The sequence below is a fragment of the Nostoc sp. LEGE 12454 genome (assembly GCF_056620565.1).
In genome coordinates this window covers 34844-61727 of the sequence record NZ_JBWQXL010000029.1, presented here as the reverse complement: position 1 = coordinate 61727, position 26884 = coordinate 34844, and the positions used below count along the sequence as shown (strand labels likewise).

Annotated in this window: 25 protein-coding genes; 13 read left to right on the top strand and 12 right to left on the bottom strand. The window is 42.4% G+C overall.

All coding sequences use genetic code 11. The features are described from left to right. The first annotated feature begins 39 nt into the window (after nucleotides 1–39). Nucleotides 40–1122, top strand: coding sequence for a class I fructose-bisphosphate aldolase (locus AC1F2U_RS24395; protein ID WP_480263432.1), 1083 nt, complete (start codon nucleotides 40–42; stop codon nucleotides 1120–1122). Nucleotides 1123–1310: 188 nt separating this feature from the next. Here the strand turns inward: AC1F2U_RS24395 and AC1F2U_RS24390 are convergent, their stop codons facing one another. The 6 genes from AC1F2U_RS24390 to AC1F2U_RS24365 form a co-directional block, all read right to left on the bottom strand. Next, nucleotides 1311–1619 carry a hypothetical protein gene (locus AC1F2U_RS24390; protein WP_480263431.1) on the bottom strand — a complete coding sequence of 103 codons (309 nt, stop codon included), beginning with the start codon at nucleotides 1617–1619 and terminating at the stop codon, nucleotides 1311–1313. After that, nucleotides 1612–1968, bottom strand: coding sequence for a hypothetical protein (locus AC1F2U_RS24385; protein ID WP_480263430.1), 357 nt, complete (start codon nucleotides 1966–1968; stop codon nucleotides 1612–1614). The genes AC1F2U_RS24390 and AC1F2U_RS24385 overlap by 8 nt, the downstream gene beginning before the upstream one ends. Continuing rightward, complete coding sequence (locus AC1F2U_RS24380; protein ID WP_480263429.1) at nucleotides 1913–2629, bottom strand: hypothetical protein; 717 nt, start codon at nucleotides 2627–2629, stop codon at nucleotides 1913–1915. The genes AC1F2U_RS24385 and AC1F2U_RS24380 overlap by 56 nt, the downstream gene beginning before the upstream one ends. Before the next feature lie 661 nt (nucleotides 2630–3290). Next, entirely contained in the window at nucleotides 3291–4526 is a 1236-nt protein-coding gene (locus tag AC1F2U_RS24375; protein ID WP_480263428.1) for a DUF445 domain-containing protein, read from the bottom strand. Nucleotides 4527–4671: 145 nt separating this feature from the next. Further along, nucleotides 4672–5376, bottom strand: coding sequence for a bifunctional demethylmenaquinone methyltransferase/2-methoxy-6-polyprenyl-1,4-benzoquinol methylase UbiE (gene ubiE / locus AC1F2U_RS24370; RefSeq protein ID WP_480263427.1), 705 nt, complete (start codon nucleotides 5374–5376; stop codon nucleotides 4672–4674). Between the two features lie 85 nt (nucleotides 5377–5461). Continuing rightward, entirely contained in the window at nucleotides 5462–6418 is a 957-nt protein-coding gene (locus AC1F2U_RS24365) for a response regulator (RefSeq protein ID WP_480263426.1), read from the bottom strand. Between the two features lie 309 nt (nucleotides 6419–6727). Between AC1F2U_RS24365 and AC1F2U_RS24360 the strand changes: the two genes are divergently transcribed. From AC1F2U_RS24360 to AC1F2U_RS24350, 3 genes are all read left to right on the top strand, one after another. After that, nucleotides 6728–7816, top strand: coding sequence for a RuBisCO accumulation factor 1 (locus tag AC1F2U_RS24360; protein ID WP_480263425.1), 1089 nt, complete (start codon nucleotides 6728–6730; stop codon nucleotides 7814–7816). Between the two features lie 219 nt (nucleotides 7817–8035). Next, nucleotides 8036–10462, top strand: a complete 2427-nt coding sequence (locus AC1F2U_RS24355; protein ID WP_480263424.1) for an ATP-dependent helicase — start codon at nucleotides 8036–8038, stop codon at nucleotides 10460–10462. A 214-nt stretch (nucleotides 10463–10676) separates the two neighbouring features. After that, nucleotides 10677–11399: a hypothetical protein gene (locus AC1F2U_RS24350; RefSeq protein WP_480263423.1), complete on the top strand. Its 723-nt coding sequence runs from the start codon at nucleotides 10677–10679 to the stop codon at nucleotides 11397–11399. Nucleotides 11400–11403: 4 nt separating this feature from the next. Here AC1F2U_RS24350 and AC1F2U_RS24345 read toward each other — a convergent pair whose 3' ends face one another. Continuing rightward, complete coding sequence (locus AC1F2U_RS24345) at nucleotides 11404–11943, bottom strand: GrpB family protein (RefSeq protein WP_480263422.1); 540 nt, start codon at nucleotides 11941–11943, stop codon at nucleotides 11404–11406. A gap of 115 nt (nucleotides 11944–12058) precedes the next feature. On the opposite strand from AC1F2U_RS24345, the gene rpmI reads away from it, so the two are divergent. The 6 genes from rpmI (at nucleotide 12059) to AC1F2U_RS24315 (ending at nucleotide 16964) form a co-directional block, all read left to right on the top strand. Further along, nucleotides 12059–12256, top strand: coding sequence for a 50S ribosomal protein L35 (gene rpmI, locus AC1F2U_RS24340; protein ID WP_292819649.1), 198 nt, complete (start codon nucleotides 12059–12061; stop codon nucleotides 12254–12256). Between the two features lie 19 nt (nucleotides 12257–12275). Continuing rightward, on the top strand, nucleotides 12276–12632 hold the full coding sequence (gene rplT, locus AC1F2U_RS24335; protein ID WP_114084645.1) for a 50S ribosomal protein L20: 357 nt from the start codon (nucleotides 12276–12278) through the stop codon (nucleotides 12630–12632). A gap of 12 nt (nucleotides 12633–12644) precedes the next feature. Continuing rightward, complete coding sequence (locus tag AC1F2U_RS24330; RefSeq protein ID WP_480263421.1) at nucleotides 12645–13460, top strand: transporter substrate-binding domain-containing protein; 816 nt, start codon at nucleotides 12645–12647, stop codon at nucleotides 13458–13460. A gap of 104 nt (nucleotides 13461–13564) precedes the next feature. Continuing rightward, nucleotides 13565–14089, top strand: coding sequence for a tetratricopeptide repeat protein (locus AC1F2U_RS24325; RefSeq protein ID WP_480263444.1), 525 nt, complete (start codon nucleotides 13565–13567; stop codon nucleotides 14087–14089). A gap of 204 nt (nucleotides 14090–14293) precedes the next feature. Continuing rightward, a complete protein-coding gene (locus AC1F2U_RS24320; protein WP_480263420.1) occupies nucleotides 14294–16276 on the top strand; it encodes a primary-amine oxidase in 1983 nt (660 codons plus the stop codon). A gap of 118 nt (nucleotides 16277–16394) precedes the next feature. Continuing rightward, nucleotides 16395–16964: a peptidylprolyl isomerase gene (locus AC1F2U_RS24315; protein ID WP_292738596.1), complete on the top strand. Its 570-nt coding sequence runs from the start codon at nucleotides 16395–16397 to the stop codon at nucleotides 16962–16964. A 236-nt stretch (nucleotides 16965–17200) separates the two neighbouring features. Here the strand turns inward: AC1F2U_RS24315 and mutS are convergent, their stop codons facing one another. The 5 genes from mutS to AC1F2U_RS24290 form a co-directional block, all read right to left on the bottom strand. Next, on the bottom strand, nucleotides 17201–19813 hold the full coding sequence (gene mutS, locus AC1F2U_RS24310; RefSeq protein ID WP_480263443.1) for a DNA mismatch repair protein MutS: 2613 nt from the start codon (nucleotides 19811–19813) through the stop codon (nucleotides 17201–17203). Nucleotides 19814–19826: 13 nt separating this feature from the next. Continuing rightward, nucleotides 19827–20036, bottom strand: coding sequence for a hypothetical protein (locus AC1F2U_RS24305; RefSeq protein WP_480263419.1), 210 nt, complete (start codon nucleotides 20034–20036; stop codon nucleotides 19827–19829). A gap of 238 nt (nucleotides 20037–20274) precedes the next feature. After that, nucleotides 20275–20745 carry a tellurite resistance TerB family protein gene (locus AC1F2U_RS24300; RefSeq protein ID WP_480263418.1) on the bottom strand — a complete coding sequence of 157 codons (471 nt, stop codon included), beginning with the start codon at nucleotides 20743–20745 and terminating at the stop codon, nucleotides 20275–20277. A 321-nt stretch (nucleotides 20746–21066) separates the two neighbouring features. After that, a complete protein-coding gene (locus AC1F2U_RS24295) occupies nucleotides 21067–21771 on the bottom strand; it encodes a helix-hairpin-helix domain-containing protein (RefSeq protein WP_480263417.1) in 705 nt (234 codons plus the stop codon). Nucleotides 21772–21792: 21 nt separating this feature from the next. Next, nucleotides 21793–22134, bottom strand: coding sequence for an NINE protein (locus AC1F2U_RS24290; protein WP_480263416.1), 342 nt, complete (start codon nucleotides 22132–22134; stop codon nucleotides 21793–21795). 870 nt (nucleotides 22135–23004) lie between these two features. On the opposite strand from AC1F2U_RS24290, the gene AC1F2U_RS24285 reads away from it, so the two are divergent. The 3 genes from AC1F2U_RS24285 (at nucleotide 23005) to AC1F2U_RS24275 (ending at nucleotide 26693) form a co-directional block, all read left to right on the top strand. Beyond that, nucleotides 23005–23361, top strand: a complete 357-nt coding sequence (locus AC1F2U_RS24285; protein WP_480263415.1) for a hypothetical protein — start codon at nucleotides 23005–23007, stop codon at nucleotides 23359–23361. A gap of 410 nt (nucleotides 23362–23771) precedes the next feature. After that, complete coding sequence (locus AC1F2U_RS24280; RefSeq protein WP_480263414.1) at nucleotides 23772–25124, top strand: histidine phosphatase family protein; 1353 nt, start codon at nucleotides 23772–23774, stop codon at nucleotides 25122–25124. Between the two features lie 240 nt (nucleotides 25125–25364). Next, nucleotides 25365–26693 carry a dihydroorotase gene (locus tag AC1F2U_RS24275; protein ID WP_480263413.1) on the top strand — a complete coding sequence of 443 codons (1329 nt, stop codon included), beginning with the start codon at nucleotides 25365–25367 and terminating at the stop codon, nucleotides 26691–26693. Nucleotides 26694–26884 lie beyond the last annotated feature (191 nt).

Below are 26884 nucleotides of genomic sequence, written 5' to 3'. Positions count from 1 at the left end.
AAAGGCAAGGTCATTTGCTCAGTTTTTGAGGATAATACTATGACTACAACGCTTAAAAAGGCTAATTCTATTGAGTCATTGCTAGGTAAAGAGGCAGAAGACCTGCTTACCCACAAAGCAAAAGTTTCTCGTGATTTAATACATTTGCCGGGGCCAGACTTTGTAGATCGCATCTGGCTCAACAGCGATCGCAATCCTCAAGTATTGCGTAATCTCCATCTACTTTATTCTACAGGTCGTCTGGCAAATACAGGTTATCTCTCGATTTTACCAGTAGACCAAGGGATTGAACACTCAGCTGGCGCGTCTTTTGCGCCCAATCCGATTTACTTCGATCCAGAAAATATTGTCAAGCTAGCGATCGCCGCAGATTGTAATGCTGTTGCTACAACTTTGGGGACATTAGGTATCGTTTCGCGCAAGTATGCCCACAAAATACCTTTTATTGCCAAAATCAATCACAACGAATTGCTGACTTTCCCCAATCAATTTGACCAGGTATTGTTTGCTGATGTAGAACAAGCTTGGAATTTAGGGGCAGCTGCCGTTGGTGCGACAATTTACTTTGGCTCAGAGAATTCTACCAGACAAATTCAGGAAATCAGCAAAGCTTTTAAACGCGCTCATGAATTAGGGATGGCGACAATTCTCTGGTGCTATCTGCGGAATAACGCTTTTAAACAAGACAAAGATTACCACCTTGCAGCCGACCTCACCGGACAGGCGAATCATTTGGGTGTAACAATTGAAGCCGACATCATCAAACAAAAGTTACCAGAAAATAACAATGGTTACGGTGCAGTTGCCAAAGCCAGTGGTAAAAGTTACGGCAAAACCGATGAGCGGGTTTACACAGAACTGACAACCGATCACCCAATTGATTTAACTCGTTACCAAGTACTGAATTGTTACTCTGGGCGTGTGGGGTTGATTAATTCTGGTGGCGCGACTGGTAAAAATGATTTCGCCGAAGCAATACGCACCGCCGTAATCAACAAACGCGCTGGTGGTTCAGGATTAATTTCTGGGCGAAAAACCTTCCAACGTCCCTTTGAGGAAGGTGTGAAACTATTTCACGCTATTCAAGATGTTTACTTGTCGCCGGATGTAACGATAGCTTAGGAGTGGAGAGTGGGGAGTGGAGAGTGGGGAGTGGGGAGATGAGGGAGAAATCAATTCAAAATTCAAAATTAAAGAACTTCTGCCTTGTCTGCGACACGTTGCGCGATCTGTCTCCTCTTTCCCAATGCCCAATTCCCACTTGCTCTGAGCGTATCGCTAAAGCAAAATTTTGAATTTTGAATTGTTAATCACTGGTTGAGAGAACTAATGTAGTTGTTCAGCGTTTTGATATTCTCATCGTAGGCAGAGTCATCACCCAATGAAACACGTTGGCTTCGCACAAAAAACTTGAATGGCAGTTCTCGTTCGCCAAAGAAATTAACAAATCCGTCCGGCTCACTGGTATCTCCGTTTAGACCAATTGCCCATGTCCGGTCTTTGTATTCCTCAAGTTCAGCAATCTTATATTCGCAGGCCTCAGTCTCCTGGTTGATTACATCTTTGATGTATTGATACAGAGTTTTGATATTCTCATCGTAGGCAGAAGATTCACCCAATCCAACTTGATTTAGCAGATAAAACTTGAATGGCAGCTTTCGCTGACTGATTTGCTAAATTGGCTTGGAAGCACATAAACAGCAATCCAGCGTTGTTTTCTGGTTCTTCGCTGGGGAGAGTGCCATAGTTGATTGCTCGACGGGCAATCCGATGCATCTTCTCCTCTTCTAGGGGGATTGATACAAAGACTGATGTATCCCCACGGGGATTAACCTTGCGAGCGTGGGCGTGGAAGGGGCACTTAAAACCTTGCGGATCGTGTTGATAATTAAAGTTGTTATTGTTAGACTCTTTATCGCTTGATGTCTGAGCGATCGCCACTGGTGTTCCATTCTGGAAGCGTCCCATAGTGTATGCTCCTGCTACGAGAGTTGTTGCCACCCATGACTAACACGCGAGCATCCGGTAACAGCAAAGCGGTATTGTGATAAAGCCTGGGTTCGATATCCGGGTTCATCAGCTTGGTGCGGAAGCCTTGGTTGCCGAGTTTGCTGCGATCGGAAATCAACAGGGTGGGGTTGTAAGCTGGACGGGTTTCGGCGTAGTTACCTCCATTGACCACCAAAATTTCCTTGGTGGGTAGAATGACCGCCTGTTCCATAGCTCGTTTGCCATAGCGACCCAATCTTGAAGGCTGTTTCACATACTTATAATTAAGTGAAAATTTTTTCACCTTGCCATTTACGATGTCTTCAGTATTCAGCAAGATATCTTCATCGATTTTGGCCAAGAAGTCCTTATCGATCTCCCACGAACCTTTAGTGCTAGCGTCTTGTGGCGCTCTCCAACGCTCTAAGCTAGCAGCGATGCTTGCTCCCTTGATGACATCTTTTCCAGGGCCAATACCAATGTTATTGGTGCCCATGATGCCACCCAATAAGAGGACATCCCCGTTAGGAGAACTCGGATCGAGTACAGCAGTGCCATAAACTTTGTTGATCGCCAGTCTGTCAGGGCCTGGCTCGAAGCTAATGGAATACTTGCCTTCTCGATCTTTATTGAAGGTCACGAAATAGCTATGTGTACTTGCATGTGCAATCTTGGGTTCATTTTTACCACCACCATCTCCAGTGATTAAGAATCGGTTTTTCTGTTTGGTGGGTAGGATGCGGGCGTAGAGGTCTATGATGTCAGAGCCGAAGCTCTCGTCGTTCATCTGAGTTACAAACGGATTGTTGGGAAGATTCTTGACATCGATAGTCTGCCAAGTCTTCAGATTGGGATCGTAGATTTCCACCAGAGTGCTAACAATCTGAGAGGGATCTGTTGTGAATCCAGAGAAAGAAGCGATCGCCTACGATACAGCCGTCTGTCCCGTAATTTCATACTTTCATTAACCTTAGCGATCTTAGCCTTGGCTAAGGCACTGAAGGCGGAAGGATACAGATGTTTGTACGTTTTAGCGCTGGAGAACCAGATTTTGATACCCCGACGCATATTAACCCTCTTCTGTCACTCTCCGAAAACATTTACCATTTCTGAATTCTAGAGCTTTTGTATAGCAAGCGATGTCTACAACGGGCTACGCCTACGCGCGATTTTTTCTAATAACAAATACAAGACCCATTTTTTTCTAATAGTATAGCTTGTATTCATTGCCTCATGAAGCTTCTAGCGATTGCCCTCCCGGAGAGTGACAGAACAGGGATAATACAAATTTACAGAAAAAATTAATATTGGCTTAATACTAAAAATCCTGTTTGCAATAACCCGATAACAAAACCCAAAACACCACCTAAAGTCACAATCGCCTGTAATTCATTTTTGACAATTCCCTCAATTGCAGCTTCTAAATCAGCAGGCGAAGTTGATTTGACACGATCGACTATTACTTGATCTATTGACAAAATCGGAATTGCTTGTGCCACAATTACTTCTAAATCTTTTTCCAAATACTTCTCTAAAATTAGAGCCAATTCTTGACTCATGACTTCTAAAGAAGTACTGACAACTGGTGAAGTACTAACACGATTCAGCAGCACTACAGCAATATTTTCCCAATCAACAGAATCAGTTAATCCTTGTAAAAAATCGCTGCCACTATTTTGCAGGTAATGGCGGACACTTTCGCGGGTGGTTTTTCGGAGTTGGCGAACCGTACCCATTGGCAAGTTTTGTAATGATAAATTTTGCAGTAATTTCCGAATGCGATCGCGTATCTGCAAATCTTGAGTCAATTCCTGCAAGCGAGTATTAGCTGTCTCTTTTTCATCCAAACAAAAAGTTCGTAGCCGTGTAAGAGTATTACGTAAGCCAAACAAGTTTGCTACTACCCAATAAGTTCCACTGGTTTTTTCGCGGAAGCCTTCATCGATAATTTGAATCGTGCGATCTGTCAAAAAATCAACTATCGTTTGGCGTAAAAGATCCGGCGGTAAAACTACTTGCAACAACCAATCAGCAAGCCGCGTAGCTTGTTCTTCACTCAATTGAAATTCCAGCAATATCTGGTCAAAAATTTGATTGATCTGCGCTTCTAAAAAATCTTCACGCCGCGCTAAAACCTTAAGCAATCGTGGCAAAGACTCCCCTAGTAAATCCCGCAAAATTCCCGCAACAATTTTCGCACTTTTCTCGTTTTTATCTGTTTTGATTTGTTCAATTGCTAATCGCAACAACCAAAGAATTGCTGATTGCACGCGTTCTGTTTGCAACAAACGCCGCGCCAGATTTTGCAATTCTTGCGGTGTCAAAAGTGACCCCATGATTGTCTTAGAAATATTCAAAGCCAAACGTTCCTGGTTGCGGGGAATCAATCCAGGGGTGAAGGGTACTCTTCGTCCAGCAATGTAAATTGCTCGGTAAGGACGGAACAACATTTTTATGGCTATATCATTTGTGAAATAGCCAATAATTCCACCCAGTACCGGGGGAGACACATAAAGCCAAAGATGAGACCAGTCCAAGGGAAGAATTAAAAAAGTTAAGAGGTTAGAGCTTAGAGTTAGAAGTTAACAGTAGAGATGCGATTAATCGCGTCTGTACAAGAGTTAGGAGTTAGGAATGATAAATTTCAAATGAGAATTTATCACTACTCATAATTCATAACTTTTAACTAATAACTCCTAACTTACTAAGCACTAGCACTCCCATCATACCGTTCGCAATGGGGTAGTGTGTGGCAACTGCAAAACCAACTTGATGAGCTAACTCTATTTGCTGTTTGCCGATGGGAAAGCGATCTAAGCTGGGACTGATGTAAGCATATTCTTCTTTTAAGCCTAAATAACTAGCAACTGGCACCACGAAACCGTCCAGATACAACTGCTGAAAGGCACGTAGCTGAGGATTACTCGGTCGATGAAAGTCTAAAATTGCGGCTTTAGCTCCCGGCTTCAAAACCCGGTATAACTCTTGGAGACTGCGAGAAATATCTTTAACATTTCTTAAACCATAGCCCATTGTTGCGGCATCAAATTGGTTATCGTCAAAGGGTAAATTGAGGACATCAGCTTCTACCCAGCTGATAGCAGGTTGGGGGTACTGCCAATGTGAGCGTTCTTTAGCCTTTTCTAGCAGGTTTTGGGAAAAATCTACTCCATACACCTGTCCTGTTGCTCCGATACGCCGTGCCAAACGCAAAGCTAAATCACCGCTACCGCAACACAAATCTAATGCAGTATCTCCTGGTTTAGCTGCACTCCATTTTACTGCCATTTCCTTCCAGATTCGATGCTGTCCCAGACTCAACCAATCGTTTAATTGGTCATAAACTGGAGCAATACGGTTAAAAATGGACTGAATTTCGTTAGTCATTGGTCAAGAAGTCATTTGTCATTGGTCAAGAAGTCATTTGTCATTTGCCAATGATAAAGGACAAATGACAAAGGACAAATGACAACTACACAGTGGTTTGATGGCGACTACTACTAGTAAGAGCGATCGCCACCAATTGCGCTGATAAATTAATTAGCACTAATTCATCTTCTCGCAAAGTGCAAGGTTGTTTCCACTGTAGGGATAATACACCTAAAAGTTGATTTCGATAGCTAATTGGGATCACTAAGTGTGCTTGCACACCCGTATTTTGGTAGTGAATCGCATCAACTAATTTAGTGTCTTTAAGTACATTTAAGGAAACTTGCATTTGCCCCGTGGCGATCGCTTCCCTGGTTAGTGGGTCAAGAGATAGCCAATTTTCTATTGTACCTGTATCGCTGTAAGTTCCTTGAGTTGCAACCAGAGTATTTCCATCTGTAAGTTGTAAAATACAGCCGTCTGCCCCAAAAGTTTCACTCACAGCCCTAGCAATGGGAGCGAGAGTTTCTTCTAAGCTAGAAGCGGCTTGAGTTACCTGTACCAAAACACTCAGCAGCGCCATTTGAGCATGAGCGCGGCGTAATTCTTCTGTACGTTGCTTAAGCAAGTCGTAGGTTTCGGCTGCTCTTTGCACCACTGCCTTCAGTTCCCCTGGGTCCCAAGGCTTGGTGATATATTTGTAGACTTGTCCGGCATTAATTGCTTCTACCAAGTCTTCTATATCAGTAAATCCAGTGAGAATTATTCTCACTGTATCGGGAAACTGAGGTACAGTCTTGCTGAGAAACTCAGTCCCTTTCATTTCTGGCATCCGTTGATCGGAGATAATCACCGCTACCTCCCCTTCTGCTGCCAAAACTTGTAGAGCGTTCACCCCACTATCAGCTTTCAGAACATTAAAATCGCGTCGAAATGTGCGATAAAGTAAATCGAGATTATCTGGCTCATCGTCAACTACCAGGATTTTCAGCTTTTTTGGTCGTTCGAGAGTCATAACTTGAGATTGGACTTTATCAATTTCGAGATTGGGTTTATCCATAAGATTTTCCTTTAAATATTCACTCTCTTGTTATATTCCATACCAAGTTTAGTTGAGAATAGCCGAAAATCGCCAAGGGTTTATACGGAGTTATTTTGCATATTTGAGAACGCTAATAGTGAGCGCTACAGAGGAAATTTGTCTGCCGAAATATCTGAATTAAAAAATGTTGCGCTAAAAAAAATAACTAAATCAGCGAAACTATGGCAGTTTCGATTGTGGATGAGGTGTAGGTCTGGGTATAGATTAGAATAAGACTTGCTCATGAGGTGTTAATTAACCTCTCAAGTTGAAGCTCGCACTCCGATTATGACTGATCTACCACCCAAAACTCAGAATCCCGAAGACAATGCTAACAATGATGTAGCACAAGAGTTACTCCGAAAGCTGAGGCAAAAACAAGGCAACTGGGTGGAGTGGGGAACCGCGATCGCCTCGTTGCTAAAAAGTGGTTACAACCCTCAAGAAATTTTTGAGGCGACTGGATTTGAGCCGATTCAACAAAATCAGGTGGTTGTTGGTTCTCAAGTTTACAATTCTTTAGAAAAGTTTGGAGTATCCGAAGAAACGCGATCGCACTATGCCGCACGCGGCAGCGATGTTTTATACGAGCTGCGTTTACTTACTCAAGAAGAACGCGCTGCGGCCGCCGAACTAATCTTCGTCCACAATGTTGATGCTGATGAGGCACGGGATATAGCCAAAGCACTTAAAGAGTTCTCCTATTTCCGCACTTTACCAGAAGGGTTTTCTGCTCATCCAGGAGATGCTGTTGCTCACCAAGTTTGGAAACTGGCACGCCAAAATGCAGATTTACAACAGCGATCGCGCCTAATCGCCAAAGGTTTGCGTTTTGCTCACACGCCAGGTGCAAGGCAAAAAATCGAACAACTACTGACTGATTTTACTACCGTTCCCCAGCGTCCAGCGCCAATTTTACCGTTTTACCGCCTGGAATTTGAAGAACAGTTACCTCGAATCTTGCCTGTAGTAGGAGAGTTGCCATTATCACGCCAAGACTTGCAAGCTGTGCCCATACTGACAGAAATTGAACCATTTCGCCTGGTTAAGTTTTCTGGAGAGCAAGCTTGGGTACCCTTACCAGGTTGGCAAGTACTATTGGCGGCAGAAGATCCAGTGGTGATTTTAGCGAATAGCGATCGCTTCCCCATCCAAACCCAAAGCCAAACAGGGCCAGTGGTAGTTGTCATAGATCGTGCCCAACGAGAATGGGATGCCTCCAGCTATTTTGTCGTTGAAAATGGTGGTGAATTAGATTTTCAATGGTTTGAAACTGAGCCAGAAATTCCTCTACTAGGACAAATTATTATCATTGTGCGTCCTAAGAAAATTTTGGATGAAGAATTAACTAAGGATTCATGGCAGATTGACGAATAAATTCAATTTTAGACGAGTTAACTGCGTAACACTCCCAAACCATAAGGTTTGGGAGCGTTGAAAATTAAACTAACTAAAGCAAAAACCTCAACACGGTTGAGTTAATGAAAAGAAAGGTGGAGTATTTTGTTAGTAATTTGGGATTAATAATCACCGAAAATATTCATATCTGCGGTTTGAGAATTAAATTCAATATCTATTTAAAATATATAATTTAATATGTCCGACTCTAAATTTACTGCTCCTGTGATTCAAGAATTACTCGACTCAGAATTATCTGAGCGATCGCTCATTCCTTCTTTGCAGGAGAAGATTCTCACAATCCGCAACAGTCTCCGCCCTGGACAGCAGCAAATGGCTGATTGGCAATCTGGCCCTTTGGCTATTTCAGCCGTTCCTGGTGCAGGCAAATCTACCGGAATGGCAGCGGCAGCAGCGATCGCGATCGCCCGTCAATATGAGCGTTCATCCTCCCGCCGTCAGTTGGTAGTCGTTACTTTTACTCGCTCCGCTGCTGCCAATATTAAAGCGAAGATTCGTAAATTTTTAAGAGATGATTTATCTCTACCTCAGACAGGATTTTTTGTCTATACCCTACACGGTCTAGCATTGAACATTGCCAACCGCCATTCTGATTTGTCAGGTTTGCAGTTAGAAAATGTCATATTAATTACACCAACCCAAAGTCACCGCTTTATCCGAACTGCTGTAGAACAATGGATTGTAAATAATCCAGATGTATATTTGCGGTTATTGGAAGGTCATCAATTTGATGGAGAAGAGACAGAAAGGTTGCGTCGTCAATCGGTGCTGCGGACAGAAGTATTACCAGAATTGGCTAATACGGTAATTCATGAAGCAAAAAGTTCTGGAATATCGCCAGAATTGTTGCGGGAGTGGAGTAAACAAACCACAGATGAATATGCAATTTTGAGTGTAGCAGCGGGATTGTACGAGCAATATCAAAACTTAATGCGATCGCGTGATTTTATCGATTACGACGATATGATTTTAGCCGCACTGCGCGTTTTAGAAAACGACAGTGCCCGTCACATCGAGCAAAACCAAATATTCGCCGTCTTTGAAGACGAAGCCCAAGATTCTAGCCCTCTTCAGACGCAACTATTAGAAATTTTGGCAAATAATCGGGAATATGAGGGGATGAATACAGACGCGATTCATCGCGCCTCTACGTACTCCCCACTCAATTTAGTCCGAGTTGGCGACCCTAACCAGGCGATTAACTCTACCTTTACTCCAGCCGATCCGATTTATTTTCGGCAATTTTGCGAAGAGTGCGATCGCATCGAACGATTGGCAACGATGGATCGAGCTGGTCGCAGTACTAGAATTATCATTGAAGCTGCTAACTTTGCTATCAAATGGATCAATAATCAGTGGTTAGCAACAACCAAAACTAACAACAAACAACAGATTCCTGACAACCGACAAGTACCATTTCGCTTGCAGACAATTCGCCCTGTGGAAGCTGGCGATCCGCAAGCTAACGCCAACCCCGCACCCGTAGGACAAGGATTAGAACTTTATACACCGCGTGACATTCATCACACCGTTGAATTGTTATCTCAAAGGGTAATTGAGTTATTTGGTGAAGACCCAACAAAAAATAGTGCAGCGATTTTAGTCCGAGAAAATCGTCAAGGACGATGGTTAGCAGAAGCTCTGACACCTCTGTGCAAAGAGCATAAAATTACACTTTATGATGTGGGAGAACGCGATCGCCGTTCCCATGTCCCCCAAGAGATTTTGGCATTATTGCAATTTTGCGATCGCCCCCACTCCCCCGATTACCTCAAAGCTGCCCTAGAAGCATTAGTACAGCGCCAATTAATTCCTACCCAAGACCTCAACGCCCTCGCTAGTCTGCCAGAAGAGTTTTTGTATCCTGGTCCTCTAGCAGCACCCCAGCCAGAAACAGTACAAAAAGCTGCAAAATTGTGTCGCAGCTTGCTCCGCGCTCGTTTGGAATTGCCTCTTTACCAGCTAATTTCCTTTCTCGCCTTGACTTTAAATTATGACCAAGCAGAATTGGCAACTGCTGATAAACTCGCAGAACGGGTAAACCAGCAGATAGCTGGCAATAGTTCGATGGGGGGAATGCTGTCAGCTTTAAGTGAAATCGTTAGTTCCGAACGGTTTGAACCAGTGGAAACCGAGGATTCGGAAGAACGTTATACCCGTCGCGGTCAACTGACGATTATCACTATGCATAAAGCTAAAGGGCTAGATTGGGACTATGTGTTTCTTCCCTTTCTCCACGAAAACTTGATTCCTGGAAGATTTTGGGTTCCTCCCCAAAGCCAATTTTTAGGCGATTTTACCTTATCAGAAGTAGCTCGCGCCCAAATTCGCGCTACTCTCCACGAAGAATCTATCATACCGGATGTTAGTCAGGCATGGGAGGTGGCAAAAAATTTGAAAACATCTGAAGAGTATCGTTTACTCTATGTTGCTATGACACGAGCAAAGCTTCTATTGTGGATGTCTGCGGCGCAGAAAGCCCCCTTTACTTGGAGTAAACCAGACAATTTACAAGAACAAGCGCCTTGTCCGGTGTTTCCAGCATTAAAACGCCAATTTCCTGAATGTGTGATGAATTTAGCGGCAATGAGCAAACAAGTATAAGGGATGGGATATTGGGCATTGGGCACACGATGCAGAGGGGCGGAGGGGCGGAGGGGCAGAGGGGCAGAGGAGCAGAGGGGAAAGATTTACTGCAACTTCTCCCCTGCTCCCTTGCTCCCTCACTCTTTAATAAAGAAACTGAATTGAGAGTGCAACGTCAAAGAAACTACGATCGCAATTGCGATATTATTCGTTCAATTTTTAACAATCTATTATGAAATCAATCACCCAAGCATCTGCCGTAATTAAAAGCACCTTCCAGTCACCCAGAGGAATTTTCTTGACGCTGGTGTTGACAAGCTTGCTATCTTATGGATTCGGACTTATTGAAAACACTTCTGCTGGTGCTATTCCTTACCCAGAAGGCACTCAAGTATCCCAATCCCAAGCAAACGAGTTACCGAAAGCGATCGCTAATAAAATTTTACGAGATGCGTCTAAGAATTCCGGCCTACGTAAACGGGAATTAGAGATTACCCAAGTCACATCGAAAACCTTTGGTAATCCCTGTGAGTTAAAATTTGGAGAAGTTTGTACTAGGGAATACAACCCCATTGAAGGCTGGGAAGTAGTTGTCAAAGTTCGTCAAGATTCGTGGACTTACCATGTAGATAAATCTGGAAAGCAAATAATTTTAGATCCCAAAGTCAGTACTTCACAAACATTGCCGAAGGCGATCGCAGATGCAATTTTGAGCGATGCCTCAAGCCGTTCTGGGGTGGTAATTACTGATTTAAAAATTACTCGAACTACACCAAAAACCTTTGGAAATCTCTGCCAATTCAACTTTGGCGAAGTCTGCACCCAGCAGTACGACCCGGTGGAAGGCTGGGAAGTGATTGTCAAGGTTAAAGAGCAATCTTGGACTTACCATGTGAATAAATCCACTTCGCAAATAATTCTAGATCCCAAAGCTAACGCCACTGAAAAAAGTTAAATAATCAATGGCTTTGGTTTTTTCCCATATCCTCATTCCGTGCTTTGACCATCAAAGCACGGATATAGTTATTTTTACCATTCGTATAAGCTTCGCGATCGCTCCGAAAACTTGCCGCCAAGTCGCGTTTTAGAACTTCGTAACGTCTCGCTTCTTCAGGATGCTTTCTCAAATAGTCGCAAAATAGCTTGCGCTCCCAAAATTCGCTGTCGATCTCGACTATGTGAATATGATGAGTACGTTGCTTTCCGTGTGGTGGCATTCCTTTGACAAAAAACATCCTGTCAGGACGCGGGTCTTCACGCCAATAAACGTATCCCAAAGATTCTAAAGCCAAAAAAGCAGATTTTGCATCTACCAAGGAACGCACTCCCACCATGATGTCAATAACTGGTTTGGCTGCCATTTCTGGTACTGCGGTACTACCAATATGTTCAATTTCTACAACTAAGTCATTGCCTAGTGCCTGCCAAATCCGCTCGGCTTCTTCCGCAAACAAAGTCGCCCAGCGTGGGTCATATTCAACTATATTGACCTCATCCATAAGTGAAGCTAAGTCGATCTACAGCGATCGCCGTTGGCTAAATCCTTTATTTAATTGCAGTTATAGCAATTTTAATAGTATATAATAATGGATCGTGTCGAATCAAAGCTAGACCATGCCTAAACTAAAGACTCGTAAAGCCGCGGCAAAACGATTCCGTGCCACCGGTAGCGGTAAAATCGTCCGTCGCAAAGCGTTCAAAAGCCACCTTTTAGAACACAAATCTTCTAACAAAAAGCGTGGTCTGCGTCAGAGTACGCTTGTACACGAACGCGATGAACTTAACGTTCGCTTGATGCTCCCATATTTGTAAGTATTTTAGGAAATAAGTTATGACTCGGGTAAAACGCGGTAATGTAGCTCGCAAACGCCGCAATAAAATTCTCAAACTAGCTAAAGGTTTTCGCGGTTCCCATTCAACTCTGTTTAGAACTGCCAACCAACAAGTGATGAAGGCGCTACGGAGTGCCTACCGCGATCGCAAAAAGAAGAAGCGCGATTTTCGTCGCCTCTGGATTACCCGCATCAACGCTGCTTCCAGGCAACACGGCTTGAGTTACAGCCAGTTGATCGGTAACTTGAAAAAAGCTGATATCCAACTAAATCGCAAGATGTTGGCGCAATTGGCAGTCCTCGATCCAGCTAGTTTTGGCAAAGTTGCTGAATTGGCAGTTCAAGCTAAAGGATAAAGGTGGTGAGGGATGTATAACAGATGTAACAAACGGCAAGCAATTACTCGGTTACATCTGGTATTATCCGCCACTATCTTTTGGATTTTTTGCTTTTCTCTAGTAGGGACGGGATTAACTGCATCTGCTGCCGAAATGTCAGAAATTCAGCAGCGGGGCTATTTAAATGTTGCCGTTAAAGATAACTTGCGTCCCTTGGGATTTAAGGATGACAACGGGAATTTGCAAGGCTTAGAAATTGACTTAGCCACGCGTTTGGCATTTGACTTGGTTGGTAAAGCCGAAGCTGTAAAATTTCAACCTGTAGCGAATCGCGATCGCCTCTCTGTAGTCTTAGACAAGAAAGTTGATTTTGCGATCGCTAGAGTCACAGCAACCGAGTCACGCGCCCGCATAGTTAGTTTCAGTGTTCCCTACTATTTGGATGGCACTGTATTAGTTACAAAAGATCCCTCTGTGCAGCAGTTGAGCGATCTGTCAAAACAAAAAATTGCCGTACTCAATAACTCCAGTACCATTGCTAAAGTGCGGTACTATCTACCAAACGCCGAGTTAGTAGGAGTGGATTCCTATAAAGAAGCGCGAGAGAGAATAGAAAATAATGCCGCCGTAGCCTTTGCCGCAGATGCTAGTGTTCTAAGCGGTTGGGTGCAGCAATATCCTCAATATCGGTTACTGCCAACTAAGTTATCAACTGAACCCTTATGTGTAGTAATGCCCAAGGGATTGCAGTACGATGAGTTTAGACGAAATGTGAATCAAGCGATCGCTCGTTATTTAGAAAAAGGTTGGCTCCAGCAACGCTCTCAATATTGGGGTTTACCGTAAATTGGTCATTAGTCATTGGTCATTGGTCATTAGTGAATAACAAAGGACAAAGGACAAATGACAAATGACAAATGACAAACTTTATAATATTTGTATTTGCAGTAATGGATAACAGTCTAGCCGTTGTTTATCTCTCAATTATGGTAGTTATACTCACAATTGTAGCCGTGAGTGTTTTTCGCCAGATTTTCAAAACTCGCAAGGTTGAAGGCTCTTTTGCCAGGTTGCGAAAGAAGTTAGAGAAAGAAAAGGGTACGACTCAAGAATATTATGAGTTAGCCAGTATTTATTCAGAAAAAAAAATGTATTCTCCAGCGATCGCGCTATTTCAAAAAGCTCTCAAAGCTGCCGAAGAAGAGGGAGAAGAAGATATCGCCCCCATTTACAATGGGCTGGGCTATGTTTATTTTATCCAAGAGCAATATGACTTAGCAATTCGTCAGTACAAAGAAGCTCTCAAGTCTAAACCAGACTACGTGACAGGATTGAATAATCTCGGTCACGCCTACGAGAAGAAAAAATTAACTACTCAGGCGTTACAAAGTTACGAAGAAGCACTCAAATTTGCTCCAAATAACTCTATTGCTAAACGTCGTGCTGAATCTTTACGCCGTTTGGTTTCTGCGTAAGAGAATGTCCAAGTAATTAAGCATAATACCCAACCCCACCCCGCCAAAGCTGTGCTTTAGCTCCCCTCCCCATTTGCGGGGTGGGGTTGGGGGTGGGGTTATTTTATTTATTATAATTAATTTCGCTTTAGCCTCTTAATTTATCGGTTTTCAATCTTAGGTTTGGAAATAGATAACTATAAGTCTTTTGTAAAAATGTAAAAGATGATTAAGCGGCTAAAGCGTTTTTTATGGCTAGCTATTGCCATCATTGTTGTCATTTCTTTCTCAATTGGATTAATGGAAACATTGACGGCTCAACAGCCGTCGATTTTTCATCCTCTCACTTCGCTAACTGAGGTAGAAATTAACACAGCTGTTTCGGTCATCCAAAGAGAAAAAAATTTGAGCGAAATGGCAGCTTTTTCACTTATTGCTTTACAAGAACCAGATAAAGAAGAAGTTCTAAATTTTACACCTGGTAAAATCTTTGGGCGAAAAGCTTTTTTGGTAATCTATGAACGTTCAGAAAACAAAACCTTTGAAGGAATTGTCGATCTCAAAAGCAAAACCTTAAGTTCTTGGAAAGAAATACCGTCTGTTCAACCTGCGATCGCAAATTCAGAATATGAACTAGCAACTCAGGTCGTTAAAGCCGATCCCCGATGGCAAAAAGCGATGCAAAGGCGGGGAATTACCGATTTTGATCAGGTCAAAATTAGTTGGTGGTCTTCAGGAATCCTCAGTCAGCAGGAAGAAGCAACAGGTAATCGTCTTTGTCGCGGCTTATCTTACTACAAAGGCAAAGGCTGGAACTATTACGGTAGTCCGATTGAAGGAGTCTTAGCAACAGTCAATTTGAACACAGGTAAAGTTGCCAGTTTTATTGATAGAGGAAACATCCCTTTCTCTAAAGAAAATTGGAATTATGATACCAAATCCTTGGGCAAATTACTTTCACCACTGAAAGTATTGAAGATTCTCCAACCCAATGGTAGAAGTTTCCAGATCGAAGACAATGAAATTAGCTGGCAAGGTTGGAAGTTCCGCTATTCAATGCATCCTCGTAATGGATTAATGCTCTACCAAGTGACCCACAAAGACGGGGAAAATATTCGACCAGTTTTATACCGCGCTAGCCTCTCAGAAATGGTAGTACCTTATGGCGATCCTAAGCCTACTTGGTCGTTCAGAAATGCCTTTGATGTTGGAGAATACAACTTAGGTCTACTAGCAAATACGATGGAATTAGGTAAAGAAATTCCCGAAAATGGCTTGTTGCTAAATGCTGTATTTGCTAATGAGCAGGGAGAACCTTATGAAATGCCAGGGGTTGTCGGTATCTACGAACGCGATCGCGGAATCCTGTGGAAACACTATGAGTATAATACTCAACGTAATGATGTCCGTCGCAGTCGAGAATTAGTGATGAAGATGACGGTAGCCATTGACAACTATGATTACAGCATCAATTGGATCTTTCACCAAGATGGGACTTTGGAAGTCCAAAATGAATTAACAGGTATCGTACTGGCGCAGGGAACGGCTGCTCAAAAGCAATCTGATGATGATTCTTATGGTCGGTTAATTGCTAAGAATATCTTTGGAGTAAATCATCAGCACTTTTTCAATTATCGCCTAGATTTCGATGTCGATGGTCAGGCTAATTCTGTGATGGAAATGAATGTGAAAGCTTTGCCGATGGATGAGAAAAATCCTTTAGGAAATGCGATCGCACTTGCAGAAACCCCACTAGCCAAAGAAACGGCTGCTGTGCGCGATTTGGATATGAAAAGCAGTCGGGAATGGATGATTGTTAGCGCAGACAAAAAGAATGCTCTCGGTGCTGCACCTGGATATATGCTGATGCCTGGTGGAAACTCGATCTTTTTCCCTGTGAAAGGTTCAAAAATCCGGGAAAGGGCAAAATTTGCGACTCATCATCTCTGGGTAACAAAATATAAACCTACTGAACTTTATGCTGGTGGCGATTATCCGAACCAAACTCAAGCTGGACAGGGTTTGCCAAAATATATTGCAGACGACGAAGCTTTGATGGGTAAAGATATCGTACTGTGGTACACAATGGGCGTAACTCATATTCCGCGATCGGAAGATTGGCCCGTGATGCCTGTTCACCGAGTTGGCTTTAAGCTAGTCCCTAGAGGATTCTTTAGCCGAAATCCTGCGATAAATTTGCCTGAGTAAAATATTTGTTGGCTCAAGTTTCCTGCCTTCAGGTTTTTTTCATGTCTAAAGGCGGTAACTTGAATGCTGATAAACTTATATAGTTCAAATACTGGCACTGGTTAAAATAGGATATCTAATGAACTTTCCAGAAATTAATATTCCCGGTGATGGAACACTGCACGCTCGTTTAATTACTTCCTTGGGTGAAATTGTAGTTCGTTTGGAAGAAGAGCGAACCCCCAACACCGTCAAAAATTTTGTCGGTCTAGCAACTGGAACAATCGATTGGAAAGACCCTAAAACTGGTCAATCTGGTAAGGGAACTCCAGCTTACGATGGAGTTCGCTTTCACCGGGTCATCCCTGATTTTATGATTCAGTGTGGCGATCCTCTGAGTCGTTATCTAGATACAGCCAACCGATGGGGTACTGGTGGCCCAGGATATCAATTTGAAGATGAGTTTCATCCTGAATTGAGACACACTGGTGCAGGTATCTTGTCGATGGCTAATGCCGGACGCGGTACTAATGGTTCGCAATGGTTCATTACAGAAGCACCAACACCTCACCTTGACAACAAACACAGTGTTTTTGGTGAAGTTGTCCAAGGTCTAGATATAGTCAACAAGATCGCTAATGTGCCTACAACTAGAGATCGTCCGAATCAAGAAGTGGTGTTACAAAAAGTAGAAATTTTTCGGCAGTAATTAACACCTCGGTTTGTAGTAAGCACTTTAGTGCTTAGAGGATGTTTTAAAAGTCCTTTCGTCGGTAGCAAAACGTTATCGATCCCCCCAACCCCCCTTAAAAAGGGGGGCTTTAATTCCGGTTCCCCCCTTTTTAAGGGGGGTTAGGGGGGATCTGAAAGTGTCTAAAGTCACAGTGAAATACTTTTCAAACACCTCTTAGACAATAAGGACTAAAGTCCTTACTACAAGCTTGTTTATCCATCAAGGTTTTGCAGTCCCATCGCAATCTTACTGTGTTTTTCAATTTGCCCCATCACTTGTTTTGCCCGTTGAATAACTACGGCTGGTAAACCCGCCAATCTCCCCGCTTCAATTCCATAAGACTTATCAGCACCTCCTGGTTGAACTTGGTGCAAAAAGATAATTTGGTCGGGTAATTCTTTCACCGTCACCTGATAATTAGCCACATTCGGGATAATGCTAGCCAGTTCATTTAACTCGTGGTAATGAGTGGCAAAAATTGTGCGCGAGCGAATATCCACTGCTATATATTCTGCCACCGCCCAAGCTATGGAAAGACCATCAAATGTCGCTGTACCGCGACCAATTTCATCTAATAGTACCAGTGACCTAGATGTAGCATGATTGAGAATATTTGCAGTTTCATTCATCTCCACCATGAAGGTAGATTGACCAGTTGCTAAATCATCTACTGCACCGACACGGGTAAAAATGCGATCGCATATTCCCAATCTAGCAAACCTCGCGGGAACAAAACTACCAATCTGCGCCATTAGCTGAATCAATCCCACCTGCCGCAAATAACAACTTTTGCCGCTGGCGTTTGGCCCAGTCAGAATAATTAAGTCAGGTGCGGGAAAACTCTTCTCCTTCTCCTCTGCGTCCTCTGCGCCAAGGCGGTTCGTTTCCTCACTTCCCAATTGCGTCGAATTCGGCACAAAGAACCCCGCAGGTAAAGACTGTTCCACCACTGGATGACGACCATCAACAATGTTTATCTCTCTTCCTGGCAATATTTCGGGACGACAATAACCTTGATGTACCGCCAATTCAGCCAAACCACACAACACATCCGCCGCCGCCACTGCACGAGATAAATTGCGAATTACTTCCGCCTCTTGTGCTACCTCTTCCCGCAACGCCGTAAAAATCTCATATTCCAACTGATTTAAATCATCTCGCGCCGTCAAAATTCGGGCTTCTCGTTCCTTCAAATCTGGGGTGATGTAACGTTCTTCATTGGTCAGGGTTTGCTTGCGGATATAGTTAGCGGGTACTTGGTCGGCTTTGGTGCGAGAAATACTGATGTAATAACCAAAGGTTTTGTTAAATCCTACCTTCAGCGTGGAAATTCCTGTCTTAGCTCTCTCATCAACTTCTAAGTTGGCAATCCATTGCTGGTCTGCTTCTACAGTCGCCTTTTTTTCATCCAAAAGGGGATTTACACTAGGGCGAATTAATCCGCCTTCTTTAATTAATATGGGTGGCGACTCTACAAGATGTGCGTGTAACTTTTGTGCCAATTCTTCCAACACACTTGGGACTTTCTGCAAAGCTTTGAGAAATGGAGAACGCGTCTCAACTACTAAATTGGATAATTCCGGTAAGCGTGAGAGGGAATCTGCCAAAGCTACTAAATCTCTAGCATTAGCTGTACCAGAACCCGCCCTTCCTGTGAGTCGTTCCAAATCATAAATTTGCCTTAACAAATGCCGCAAATCTTGACGCAGGGGCGTATTTTCCATCAATTCTTGGATGGTATCTTGCCGCGCCCGAATGCCTTTAATATCGAGTAGCGGTTGCAACAACCACCGCCGCAAAGCACGCCCACCCATTGCTGTACTAGTTTTATCTAACGCCCAAAGTAGGGAACCGTGAAAAGTGCCATCCCGGACGGTTTGGGTAATTTCCAGGTTACGACGGGTTTGATTGTCAACAATTAAGTAGTCGGTGACAGTGTAGCTGCGGAGTCTTTGGAGAGTGACAGGGTTTTCTTTTTGAGTATCTTCCAGGTATTCCAGAAGACCGCCAGCCGCACGGACGGCGAGGGGAAGACGATCGCAACCAAGTCCTTCGAGCGATCGCACCTTAAATTTCTGCAATAATCTAGGTCTAGCTTCACCTTGAGAAAAGGGAAGTTGCGATCGCAAACTATAGCAAAATGATGGTGGCAAACACTCAGGAAGATGTGGCGAAGTTTCTCCCGGACGCAGCAAACTACCCAAATCGGGCGCATTTGTCGGAACCAGCACCTCTGAAGGTTGCAAGCGCATTAATTCTTGGGTCAAATGTTCTAAATCGCTACCTTGAGTGGTGAGAAATTCACCTGTAGAGATGTCTGCATAGGCTAAACCCCAATGATTTGCGGCAATGACTACTGCTGCTAAGTAATTATTGCGACTGGATTTGAGCATTCCTTCTTCTAGCAAAGTACCGGGTGTAAGAATGCGCGTTACTTCTCGCCGCACTAATCTCCCAGCAGCTTCAGAAGCATCTTCCACTTGATCGCAAATTACCACTGCGTAGCCTTTTTCTACTAGCATCGTCGCGTAGCGTTCCCAAGCGTGATGCGGAACACCAGACATCGCCACCCGTCCTTGTTCCCCAGCTTGCTTACTAGTGAGAACTAATTCCAATTCTTGCGCTAGTTTTACAGCATCTTGGAAATAGCATTCAAAGAAATCTCCTACCCGATACAGCAATACCGCGTGAGGATATTTATCCTTCGTCTCGACATAATGCAAGTACATTTGACTTAGCTTACTGCGATCCACCTGTAGATGGTCAGAAATAAAAGTACTTGCATCGGGTTTGGTAGATGGAGTTTCGGAGTGAGAGGCGGTCATAGATGCTATCGAGTTATGCACAGAAATTCCACAAGATCCGATGATAACGTGATGTGAAAGTTGAATGGCGATCGCTCAAGGATATTTTACGAATGGCACGCTTGATAAGGGTAAATCCATTATCTATAAGGATGAAAGGGTGTAGGGTATCGGGTGTGGGGTGTAGGGAATGAAGAATAAGTAATCTCTGTTTCACCTCGTGAGCTTGAATGTTTATTAACACTACACCCTACCCCCTACCCCCAACAAGATAGCCCAGACGAGGTTTCACGTTATCAAGCGTGCCATTCGATATTTGACCTTTATCTGAAAAATGTTTGTTTTGATACAATGCAAAATTCCCGACTTCTTCATGAAGTCGGGAATCTGAACAACTTAACTCAAACAAAATTATTCCATATTCTAAATTAGCAACCCCAAATTAAAGATGATAAATGACCGAGGTTGCAAGTCAAAAAATATTACTCTTCTTCTTCCTCTTCTTCCTCTTCTTCTTCTCCGAACACTGCGTCTATAAGTTCTTGTGCGCGTTCGTCTGAAATATTCAAGGCTTCTTGAAGTTCAGAGATATAATCTTGCTCGCTTTCGGGTACTTCTTCGTCAATCCCTACTACTAAGATAGCTGTGATGTATGCAGCTTCGCGATAACCTCTATCGGGTAAGGATTCGATGGACTGGGCGATTAAATCTTCTGGTTCTTCTTCTTCGATCAAGCTGACAACTTTTTCGGTCAATTCTTCAAAGTCTTCTTCAGAGTAATCTTCAAATAAGTCAACCCGACCGAGAAATTCACTCAAAGCATATTCTTCTGTGGAAGAAATACCTTCACCATCAGCAGCGGCGGAAAACAACCCAAGAATTGCGATCGCAACTTCCGGTTCTATAGCAACTGAACTAACACTACGGCCTTTGGGCAACTTGCGTTTAGACATAATTATCCTCTAAAAGTTACGTGATATTTCAGGAAGTCATATTTTGCGGTTTATTATGATTCCTCGATTTATGATTCCCAAAAGAATGCAGAAATATACATTGGGATGAATCTTTTTTTCATAAAAAATACGCAGAGAATATATTGCTCTGCGTATAAAAACGGTTAAATTGCCTTAAGCGACCGAGGTTTTTATTACTTGTGTATGCTAAGTAGCTTAAAGGGATACGGTGTAAACACAAGTCTGAAATAGCTGATTAAGCAGGGTTAAGGTGGGGTAAAAAAATATTTGATACATCAATCATGGCTTTTCAAACATCCTCTAAGCTATGTGACGATAAGTATTAAACGGTAATCCAGTGCGCTGCTTGACATCAATCAATGATTTATACTCACCTCGTTGCTGCCTTTCGGCAACAATTTGCTCTGCGATCGCTCCATCTAATCCACAGGTAATCAATTCATCAGTTGAATATATATTTAATCGTTTCCAAGAACAATCAGCTTCTTTTTTGTAGTTGTAGCTAAAAGTAATCAGTGGTGTAATTCGATCTACTTGCTTTTCAGGAATTCCGGCTATTTCGATTAATTCTTCTATATGAGTGAAAACATATCCCTCATTCATCAATGATTCGATGTTATTTGCATAAACTATCGGTAGTCCTAAATAGTTAACTAGTTCATGTTTTGAGCATTCATTAATATCTACTTTCTTACGAGTATTCGCAACTAACTTAGCTAACTCTTGTTCTTCGGGAATTGGTAAATTCTTTGGATAAGTTTTGACTAAATAAGATTTCTTGAGATAGAAGGCAATGCCAATTTGAGCTATCCAGGGCGCAAATGCTAAACTATTTGCGGATAAAGCTAAAGCTAAAATAAAGATGCTAATCCCTAGAACAACCCAAGTTTTTGTCTTGGATTTATAACCTGCATAGACAATCGCAAATCCCCCAAATGTCGGAATTAATGATAACCACACCCAAGCAGGAGTTTGTTGAAACCAAGATTTAGATTGTGACATCATAAATCGACTGATAATTTTAATTTATAAAGATTTCAGAAGGTTTTGCCGCTTTTCTTCATACTCTTCTGCGGTAATTATCCCAGAATCAAAAAGAGTTTTTAAATCAGCTAGCGCACTGGTTGCATCTTTTGCAGATACTGCTCCACCTGTGCTTGCGATAACTTGATTATATTTTGTATTGAATTCGGTATCTGACATCAAAACTAGGACGAAGAACTCAACAAAGGCTATTAAAGATGGAATACAAGTCCAAAAAAACAATAAGTACAAAATACCTGCTACATTTTGTCCTAAATAAAATTTGTGAATTCCCAGCCACCCGCCAAAAAAGCAAAGTATAATTGCTGTAGATTTAGTCTTCATAGTATTTACTTCCTTAATTAACTCTAATAAATATCTATTGGCATATAATACAACCCAACTTTTTGACCTTCTTTGATTATTTCTGTGGTTTGTTAGTGAACTTTGCCGTCAAGAAATAAATAACGATTATACATACCTGAGATTCCATTAAAACTAAATATCCTTTAACTATGTAGTTTAAATCTAGGTTGGAATTGAAATAAAAAATCAGAGAACCAATTGCTAGATATGAAACTAAACGCAACTGATGAAGTTTAATTTTTAGTCTTTCGTTATTTAATTCGAACATTATTAAATAAAGTTATGTTGAGCAATAGTTGCTTATAAACAATCAAGCGGTGATTACAAATTTGTTGGGTAGAATCCACAATCTTTGGTGTTTATTACAACAACTAACTCAGCAATATTAACTAAAAATACGATATTTGTAACGAAAATCGTAGTAATAGTAACTAAATTTGTAAAGTTGTAACGAAAATTATGATATTTGTAACAAAAATCGTAGTGATGGTAACTAAACTCGTTATTTTAGGAACAATTTTGTCAGATTGTAACAAAAATTGTAGTGGTGGTAATTAAACACAGCTTCAGCCAAGCGATCGCTGTTGTGCCACTGTTAAACATCCTTAATTTCATCCTGGCATATCTTAACGAACTTAAGTGCGATCGCTAAGAGACTGAACCAGATAATCCAACTTCTCAAGAGATATCAAAGCTATAGCTTGTTAATCCCTAAAATAGCAAAAATCATTGACACGCTAAGTATATGCGCAATAAAATTATTATAGTGAACCTAATAATAGAGTTAATTAGAATACTTTTCCCAGAGAATAATAGACGAGCAATATTAAAATTAATTTGGATGAACAAATGAACGCCAAAATTATTGCTTTCTTAGGGATTACGGCAGCCTTTGTAAGCTTAGGAAGCCAAGTCTACGCTCAATCACCAGCATCAAACTCAAATCCCGCCGGACAATATCGATTAAGTGGTGATTATCTACTTGGAATCGATCGGAAAACAGCCCAAGATGACTTTAAAAGTTTTTTTGAGCAAACTAATCCCGCAACTCTTTCCAACAATAATAGAAGAGAAAATAAAACTCCAGCCCAAATTCGCTTTAACGAATCATTATCACAGCCAGACACTTCAGTTTTCTTAACACCGGCTCAGTCAGGTAGTGACAATGATGGATTGCAAGTACAGCTAGATATAGGGAGAGAATAAGCAGGCATAAAAGCTGACGTTGTAGTTTTAATTAATTATGCGTTGGCCAAAATTTTTGCTATAGTCTGTTAAGTTTAAATTAGTAAGGTCAACAAGTTCGTAGTAAGAACTTTAGTCTGGAAGTTTCTAAGCACTAAAGTGCTTACTACGAACTTTTCATTACTAGGTTAGACATTGTACTAGGCACAATTCTGAAATTATTCCACATCATTTTTACTCTGACTATTTTTACTTAAATCAAAACAGCTTTATTAGAAAATATCGTTCAGACAATCGCAGTTTTAACCGCTCGTACAGCCTCCTCTAGCAGAATAAAGTTTTGCACCTGACTCAATCCGCCTTCCTGAGTCGATAATTATGCAATCGTTTTGCAGTAAAATTAATCGTCAAGATAAGAGGAGGGCTTTGAGATGACTCGTGTCATCATTGTGCGCCACGGTCAAAGCGGTTATAACACCGAGCGGCGTATCCAAGGACGCACTGATGCGTCAACATTAACCGAAAAAGGTCGTAATGATGCAAGTCTTGTAGGCAAAGCCCTCAGCAATATCTTATTTAATACGATTTACAGCAGTCCCTTACAACGAGCGAAACACACAGCAGATATTATCCATAGTGAGTTAGCTACTCATGCTAAACAATCTGCTGTAGTTCAAGTTTCTGATTTGCTGCTAGAAATCGACCTACCTTTATGGGAAGCATTGCTGACTGCTGAAGTCAAGCAAAAATTTGCTGAAGACTACCGCACTTGGCATCAACACCCCGATGAACTGCGGATGCTGCTTAATGATGCACAAGGAACAAGAGAACATTTTCCCGTTCTTGCTTTATACGAACAAGCACGGCAGTTTTGGCAAGAAATCTTGTCCCAACATCAAGGCGAAACCATCCTCATCGTGGGACATAACGGAATCAATCGCGCTTTGATTAGCACAGCGTTAGGAATCCCTCCCAGTCGCTACCACTCAGTACAGCAATCTAACTGTGGCATCACCGTATTAAATTTTGCTGGAGGATTGGGCGAACCAGTCCAGCTAGAATCCTTAAATCAGACGCAACACACCGGAGAAACTCTACCCTCATTGCGACCAGATCATCAAGGAGTACGATTGTTACTAGTGCGTCACGGTGAAACCGACTGGAATCGCCAAACTAGGTTTCAAGGACAAATTGATGTCCCCCTCAACGACAACGGTAGACAACAGTCACAAAAAGCCAGCGAATTTCTTCAAGAAGTAGCAATTGATAATGCTTGCAGTAGCACAATGCTGCGCCCTAAAGAAACAGCAGAGATTATCTTAAAACAACATCCAAATGTAAAATTAGAATTGCAAGATGGTTTAAGAGAAATCAGTCATGGTCTCTGGGAAGGAAAATTAGAAACAGAGATAGAGCAAGAGTTTCCGGGAGAATTGCAGCGATGGCGGCTGATACCAACGCAAGTGCAAATGCCTGAAGGGGAGAATTTGCAACAGGTGTGGGAGCGCAGTGTTGCAGCTTGGCAATCAATTCTGCAAACAGCATCAAATAATCAATTCAAAACTGTATTAGTAGTAGCTCATGACGCTACTAACAAAACCTTGCTTTGTCACATTCTGGGTTTATCGCTGGAAAACTTCTGGAGTTTTCGTCAGGGTAATGGTGCAGTCAGTGTTATCGACTACCCTGCTGGCATCGATGGTTTACCAGTACTGCAAGCGATGAATATCACTTATCACTTTGGTGGAGGCGTACTAGATAAAACAGCAGCGGGAGCGTTGTGAGTGCTGAGTCAAGAGTGAGGAGTTAGAAGGAGTCAGGAGTGAGGAATAAAGTTAGAAGCGATGACTGAAGAACAAATAACTCATAAGTAGCTAGACGTAAATAAATTAAAGTTTGTAGTCAGGACTTTAGTCCTAATAATCCTTGCTTTGAGCGATGAATCGCTCACTACGAACTAGGATTTTACTTTATGTTTAATTATGCCTACCTACTTAACTCCTAACTCATAACTAAAAACTTTTATGACTGAACTGCTGCAAAAAGTACGAGTAATTGACCCTGTTTCTGAAATCGACGAACTCTTTGATGTACTGATTGCTGATGGTTATATCCGAGAAGTGGCTTCGCACATTTCTGACATCAGTTCCGATACTCAAATCAGAGATTGTCAGGGATTAGTTCTCGGCCCTGGGTTAGTGGATTTGTACAGCCACTCTGGTGAACCTGGCTTTGAAGAACGGGAAACCCTCTTGTCTTTCTTACAAGCTGCTGCTGCTGGCGGCTTTACTAAAGTAAGCATTTTACCCGATACATCCCCAGTTATTGATAACCCTGCGCTTGTGGCACAGTTGCAGCAGAAGAGGGCAGAGGGGCAGAGGGGCAGAGGAGCAGAGGGGCAGAGGAGCAGAGGGGCAGAGAAGAGTTTGTCTCCCTTGCTCCCCCGCTCCCCTGCACCTCTGCTTCATATCTGGGGTGCTATCACCGTAGATGTTGCTGGGAAGCAGATGACGGAATTGGCAGATTTAGCGTCTGCTGGAGTTGTGGGTTTTACTGATGGTAAGCCTTTAGAAAATTTGGCGCTGGTGCGGCGAGTGTTAGAGTATCTCCAACCGTTGGGTAAACCAGTAGCATTTTGGCCTAGCGATCGCCAGTTAACAGCGAATGGTGTAATGAGAGAAGGGACAAATGCTCTCCGTTTTGGTTTACCCCCAATACCCGCCAGCGCTGAAACAACTGCGATCGCAGCTATGCTTGAATTAGTTGCAACCATCGGCACACCAGTCCATATCATGCGTGTCTCTACAGCTCGCAGCGTAGAATTAATTGCTTCAGCGAAAGCGGCTGGTTTACCCATCACCGCCAGCACCACCTGGATGCACCTTTTACTTGATACTAAAGCAGTTAAGAGTTATCACACCAGCTTGCATTTAGACCCGCCTTTAGGTAATCCCAGTGATATGGCGGCATTGCGTGCAGGGGTACGTGCGGGTGTAATCGATGCGATCGCGATCGATCACACACCCTACAGCTACGAAGAAAAAGTCCAAGCCTTTGCCGAAGCGCCTCCAGGAGCAATTGGTTTAGAATTAGCACTACCTCTTTTATGGCAATATCTCGTTGAAACTGAGGAATTTACAGCTTTAGAATTATGGCGGGCATTGAGTACCAATCCAGCAGAGTGTTTGGGGCAAAAAGTAAGTGCGATCGTACCTCATCAACCAGCGGAACTTACTTTATTCGATCCCCAGCAAACTTGGAAAGTCGAACGGAAAAGTCTTTATACACTTTCACAAAATACACCTTGGTTAGGACAACAGTTGAAGGGTCATGTTGTGCAAACCTGGTGTTGAAAAAGCGTACTTAAAACTATGGAATATAACTAATCTTCTAAAAAATTAAGATAGATTCCCCTTAGAGGCTATTTATAAAGTAAATCGAAAGGTAACTAATCAAATGAAATGATAACGATAAGATACTTTTGAGACAGTGCATTTACGTAGCGTTCAATGACTCAAAAGGCTTATTCTACCGACCTGAAATT

What these genes read in the sequence shown, in the direction of transcription:
- AC1F2U_RS24395 (WP_480263432.1), top strand. Translation starts at nt 40, where the DNA reads ATGACTACAACGCTTAAAAAGGCTAATTCTATTGAGTCATTGCTAGGT.
- AC1F2U_RS24385 (WP_480263430.1), bottom strand. Translation starts at nt 1,968, where the DNA reads ATGGGACGCTTCCAGAATGGAACACCAGTGGCGATCGCTCAGACATCA.
- ubiE (WP_480263427.1), bottom strand. Translation starts at nt 5,376, where the DNA reads ATGACTAACGAAATTCAGTCCATTTTTAACCGTATTGCTCCAGTTTAT.
- AC1F2U_RS24365 (WP_480263426.1), bottom strand. Translation starts at nt 6,418, where the DNA reads ATGGATAAACCCAATCTCGAAATTGATAAAGTCCAATCTCAAGTTATG.
- AC1F2U_RS24360 (WP_480263425.1), top strand. Translation starts at nt 6,728, where the DNA reads ATGACTGATCTACCACCCAAAACTCAGAATCCCGAAGACAATGCTAAC.
- AC1F2U_RS24355 (WP_480263424.1), top strand. Translation starts at nt 8,036, where the DNA reads ATGTCCGACTCTAAATTTACTGCTCCTGTGATTCAAGAATTACTCGAC.
- AC1F2U_RS24350 (WP_480263423.1), top strand. Translation starts at nt 10,677, where the DNA reads ATGAAATCAATCACCCAAGCATCTGCCGTAATTAAAAGCACCTTCCAG.
- AC1F2U_RS24345 (WP_480263422.1), bottom strand. Translation starts at nt 11,943, where the DNA reads ATGGATGAGGTCAATATAGTTGAATATGACCCACGCTGGGCGACTTTG.
- rpmI (WP_292819649.1), top strand. Translation starts at nt 12,059, where the DNA reads ATGCCTAAACTAAAGACTCGTAAAGCCGCGGCAAAACGATTCCGTGCC.
- rplT (WP_114084645.1), top strand. Translation starts at nt 12,276, where the DNA reads ATGACTCGGGTAAAACGCGGTAATGTAGCTCGCAAACGCCGCAATAAA.
- AC1F2U_RS24330 (WP_480263421.1), top strand. Translation starts at nt 12,645, where the DNA reads ATGTATAACAGATGTAACAAACGGCAAGCAATTACTCGGTTACATCTG.
- AC1F2U_RS24325 (WP_480263444.1), top strand. Translation starts at nt 13,565, where the DNA reads ATGGATAACAGTCTAGCCGTTGTTTATCTCTCAATTATGGTAGTTATA.
- AC1F2U_RS24320 (WP_480263420.1), top strand. Translation starts at nt 14,294, where the DNA reads ATGATTAAGCGGCTAAAGCGTTTTTTATGGCTAGCTATTGCCATCATT.
- AC1F2U_RS24315 (WP_292738596.1), top strand. Translation starts at nt 16,395, where the DNA reads ATGAACTTTCCAGAAATTAATATTCCCGGTGATGGAACACTGCACGCT.
- mutS (WP_480263443.1), bottom strand. Translation starts at nt 19,813, where the DNA reads ATGACCGCCTCTCACTCCGAAACTCCATCTACCAAACCCGATGCAAGT.
- AC1F2U_RS24300 (WP_480263418.1), bottom strand. Translation starts at nt 20,745, where the DNA reads ATGTCTAAACGCAAGTTGCCCAAAGGCCGTAGTGTTAGTTCAGTTGCT.
- AC1F2U_RS24295 (WP_480263417.1), bottom strand. Translation starts at nt 21,771, where the DNA reads ATGATGTCACAATCTAAATCTTGGTTTCAACAAACTCCTGCTTGGGTG.
- AC1F2U_RS24290 (WP_480263416.1), bottom strand. Translation starts at nt 22,134, where the DNA reads ATGAAGACTAAATCTACAGCAATTATACTTTGCTTTTTTGGCGGGTGG.
- AC1F2U_RS24285 (WP_480263415.1), top strand. Translation starts at nt 23,005, where the DNA reads ATGAACGCCAAAATTATTGCTTTCTTAGGGATTACGGCAGCCTTTGTA.
- AC1F2U_RS24280 (WP_480263414.1), top strand. Translation starts at nt 23,772, where the DNA reads ATGACTCGTGTCATCATTGTGCGCCACGGTCAAAGCGGTTATAACACC.
- AC1F2U_RS24275 (WP_480263413.1), top strand. Translation starts at nt 25,365, where the DNA reads ATGACTGAACTGCTGCAAAAAGTACGAGTAATTGACCCTGTTTCTGAA.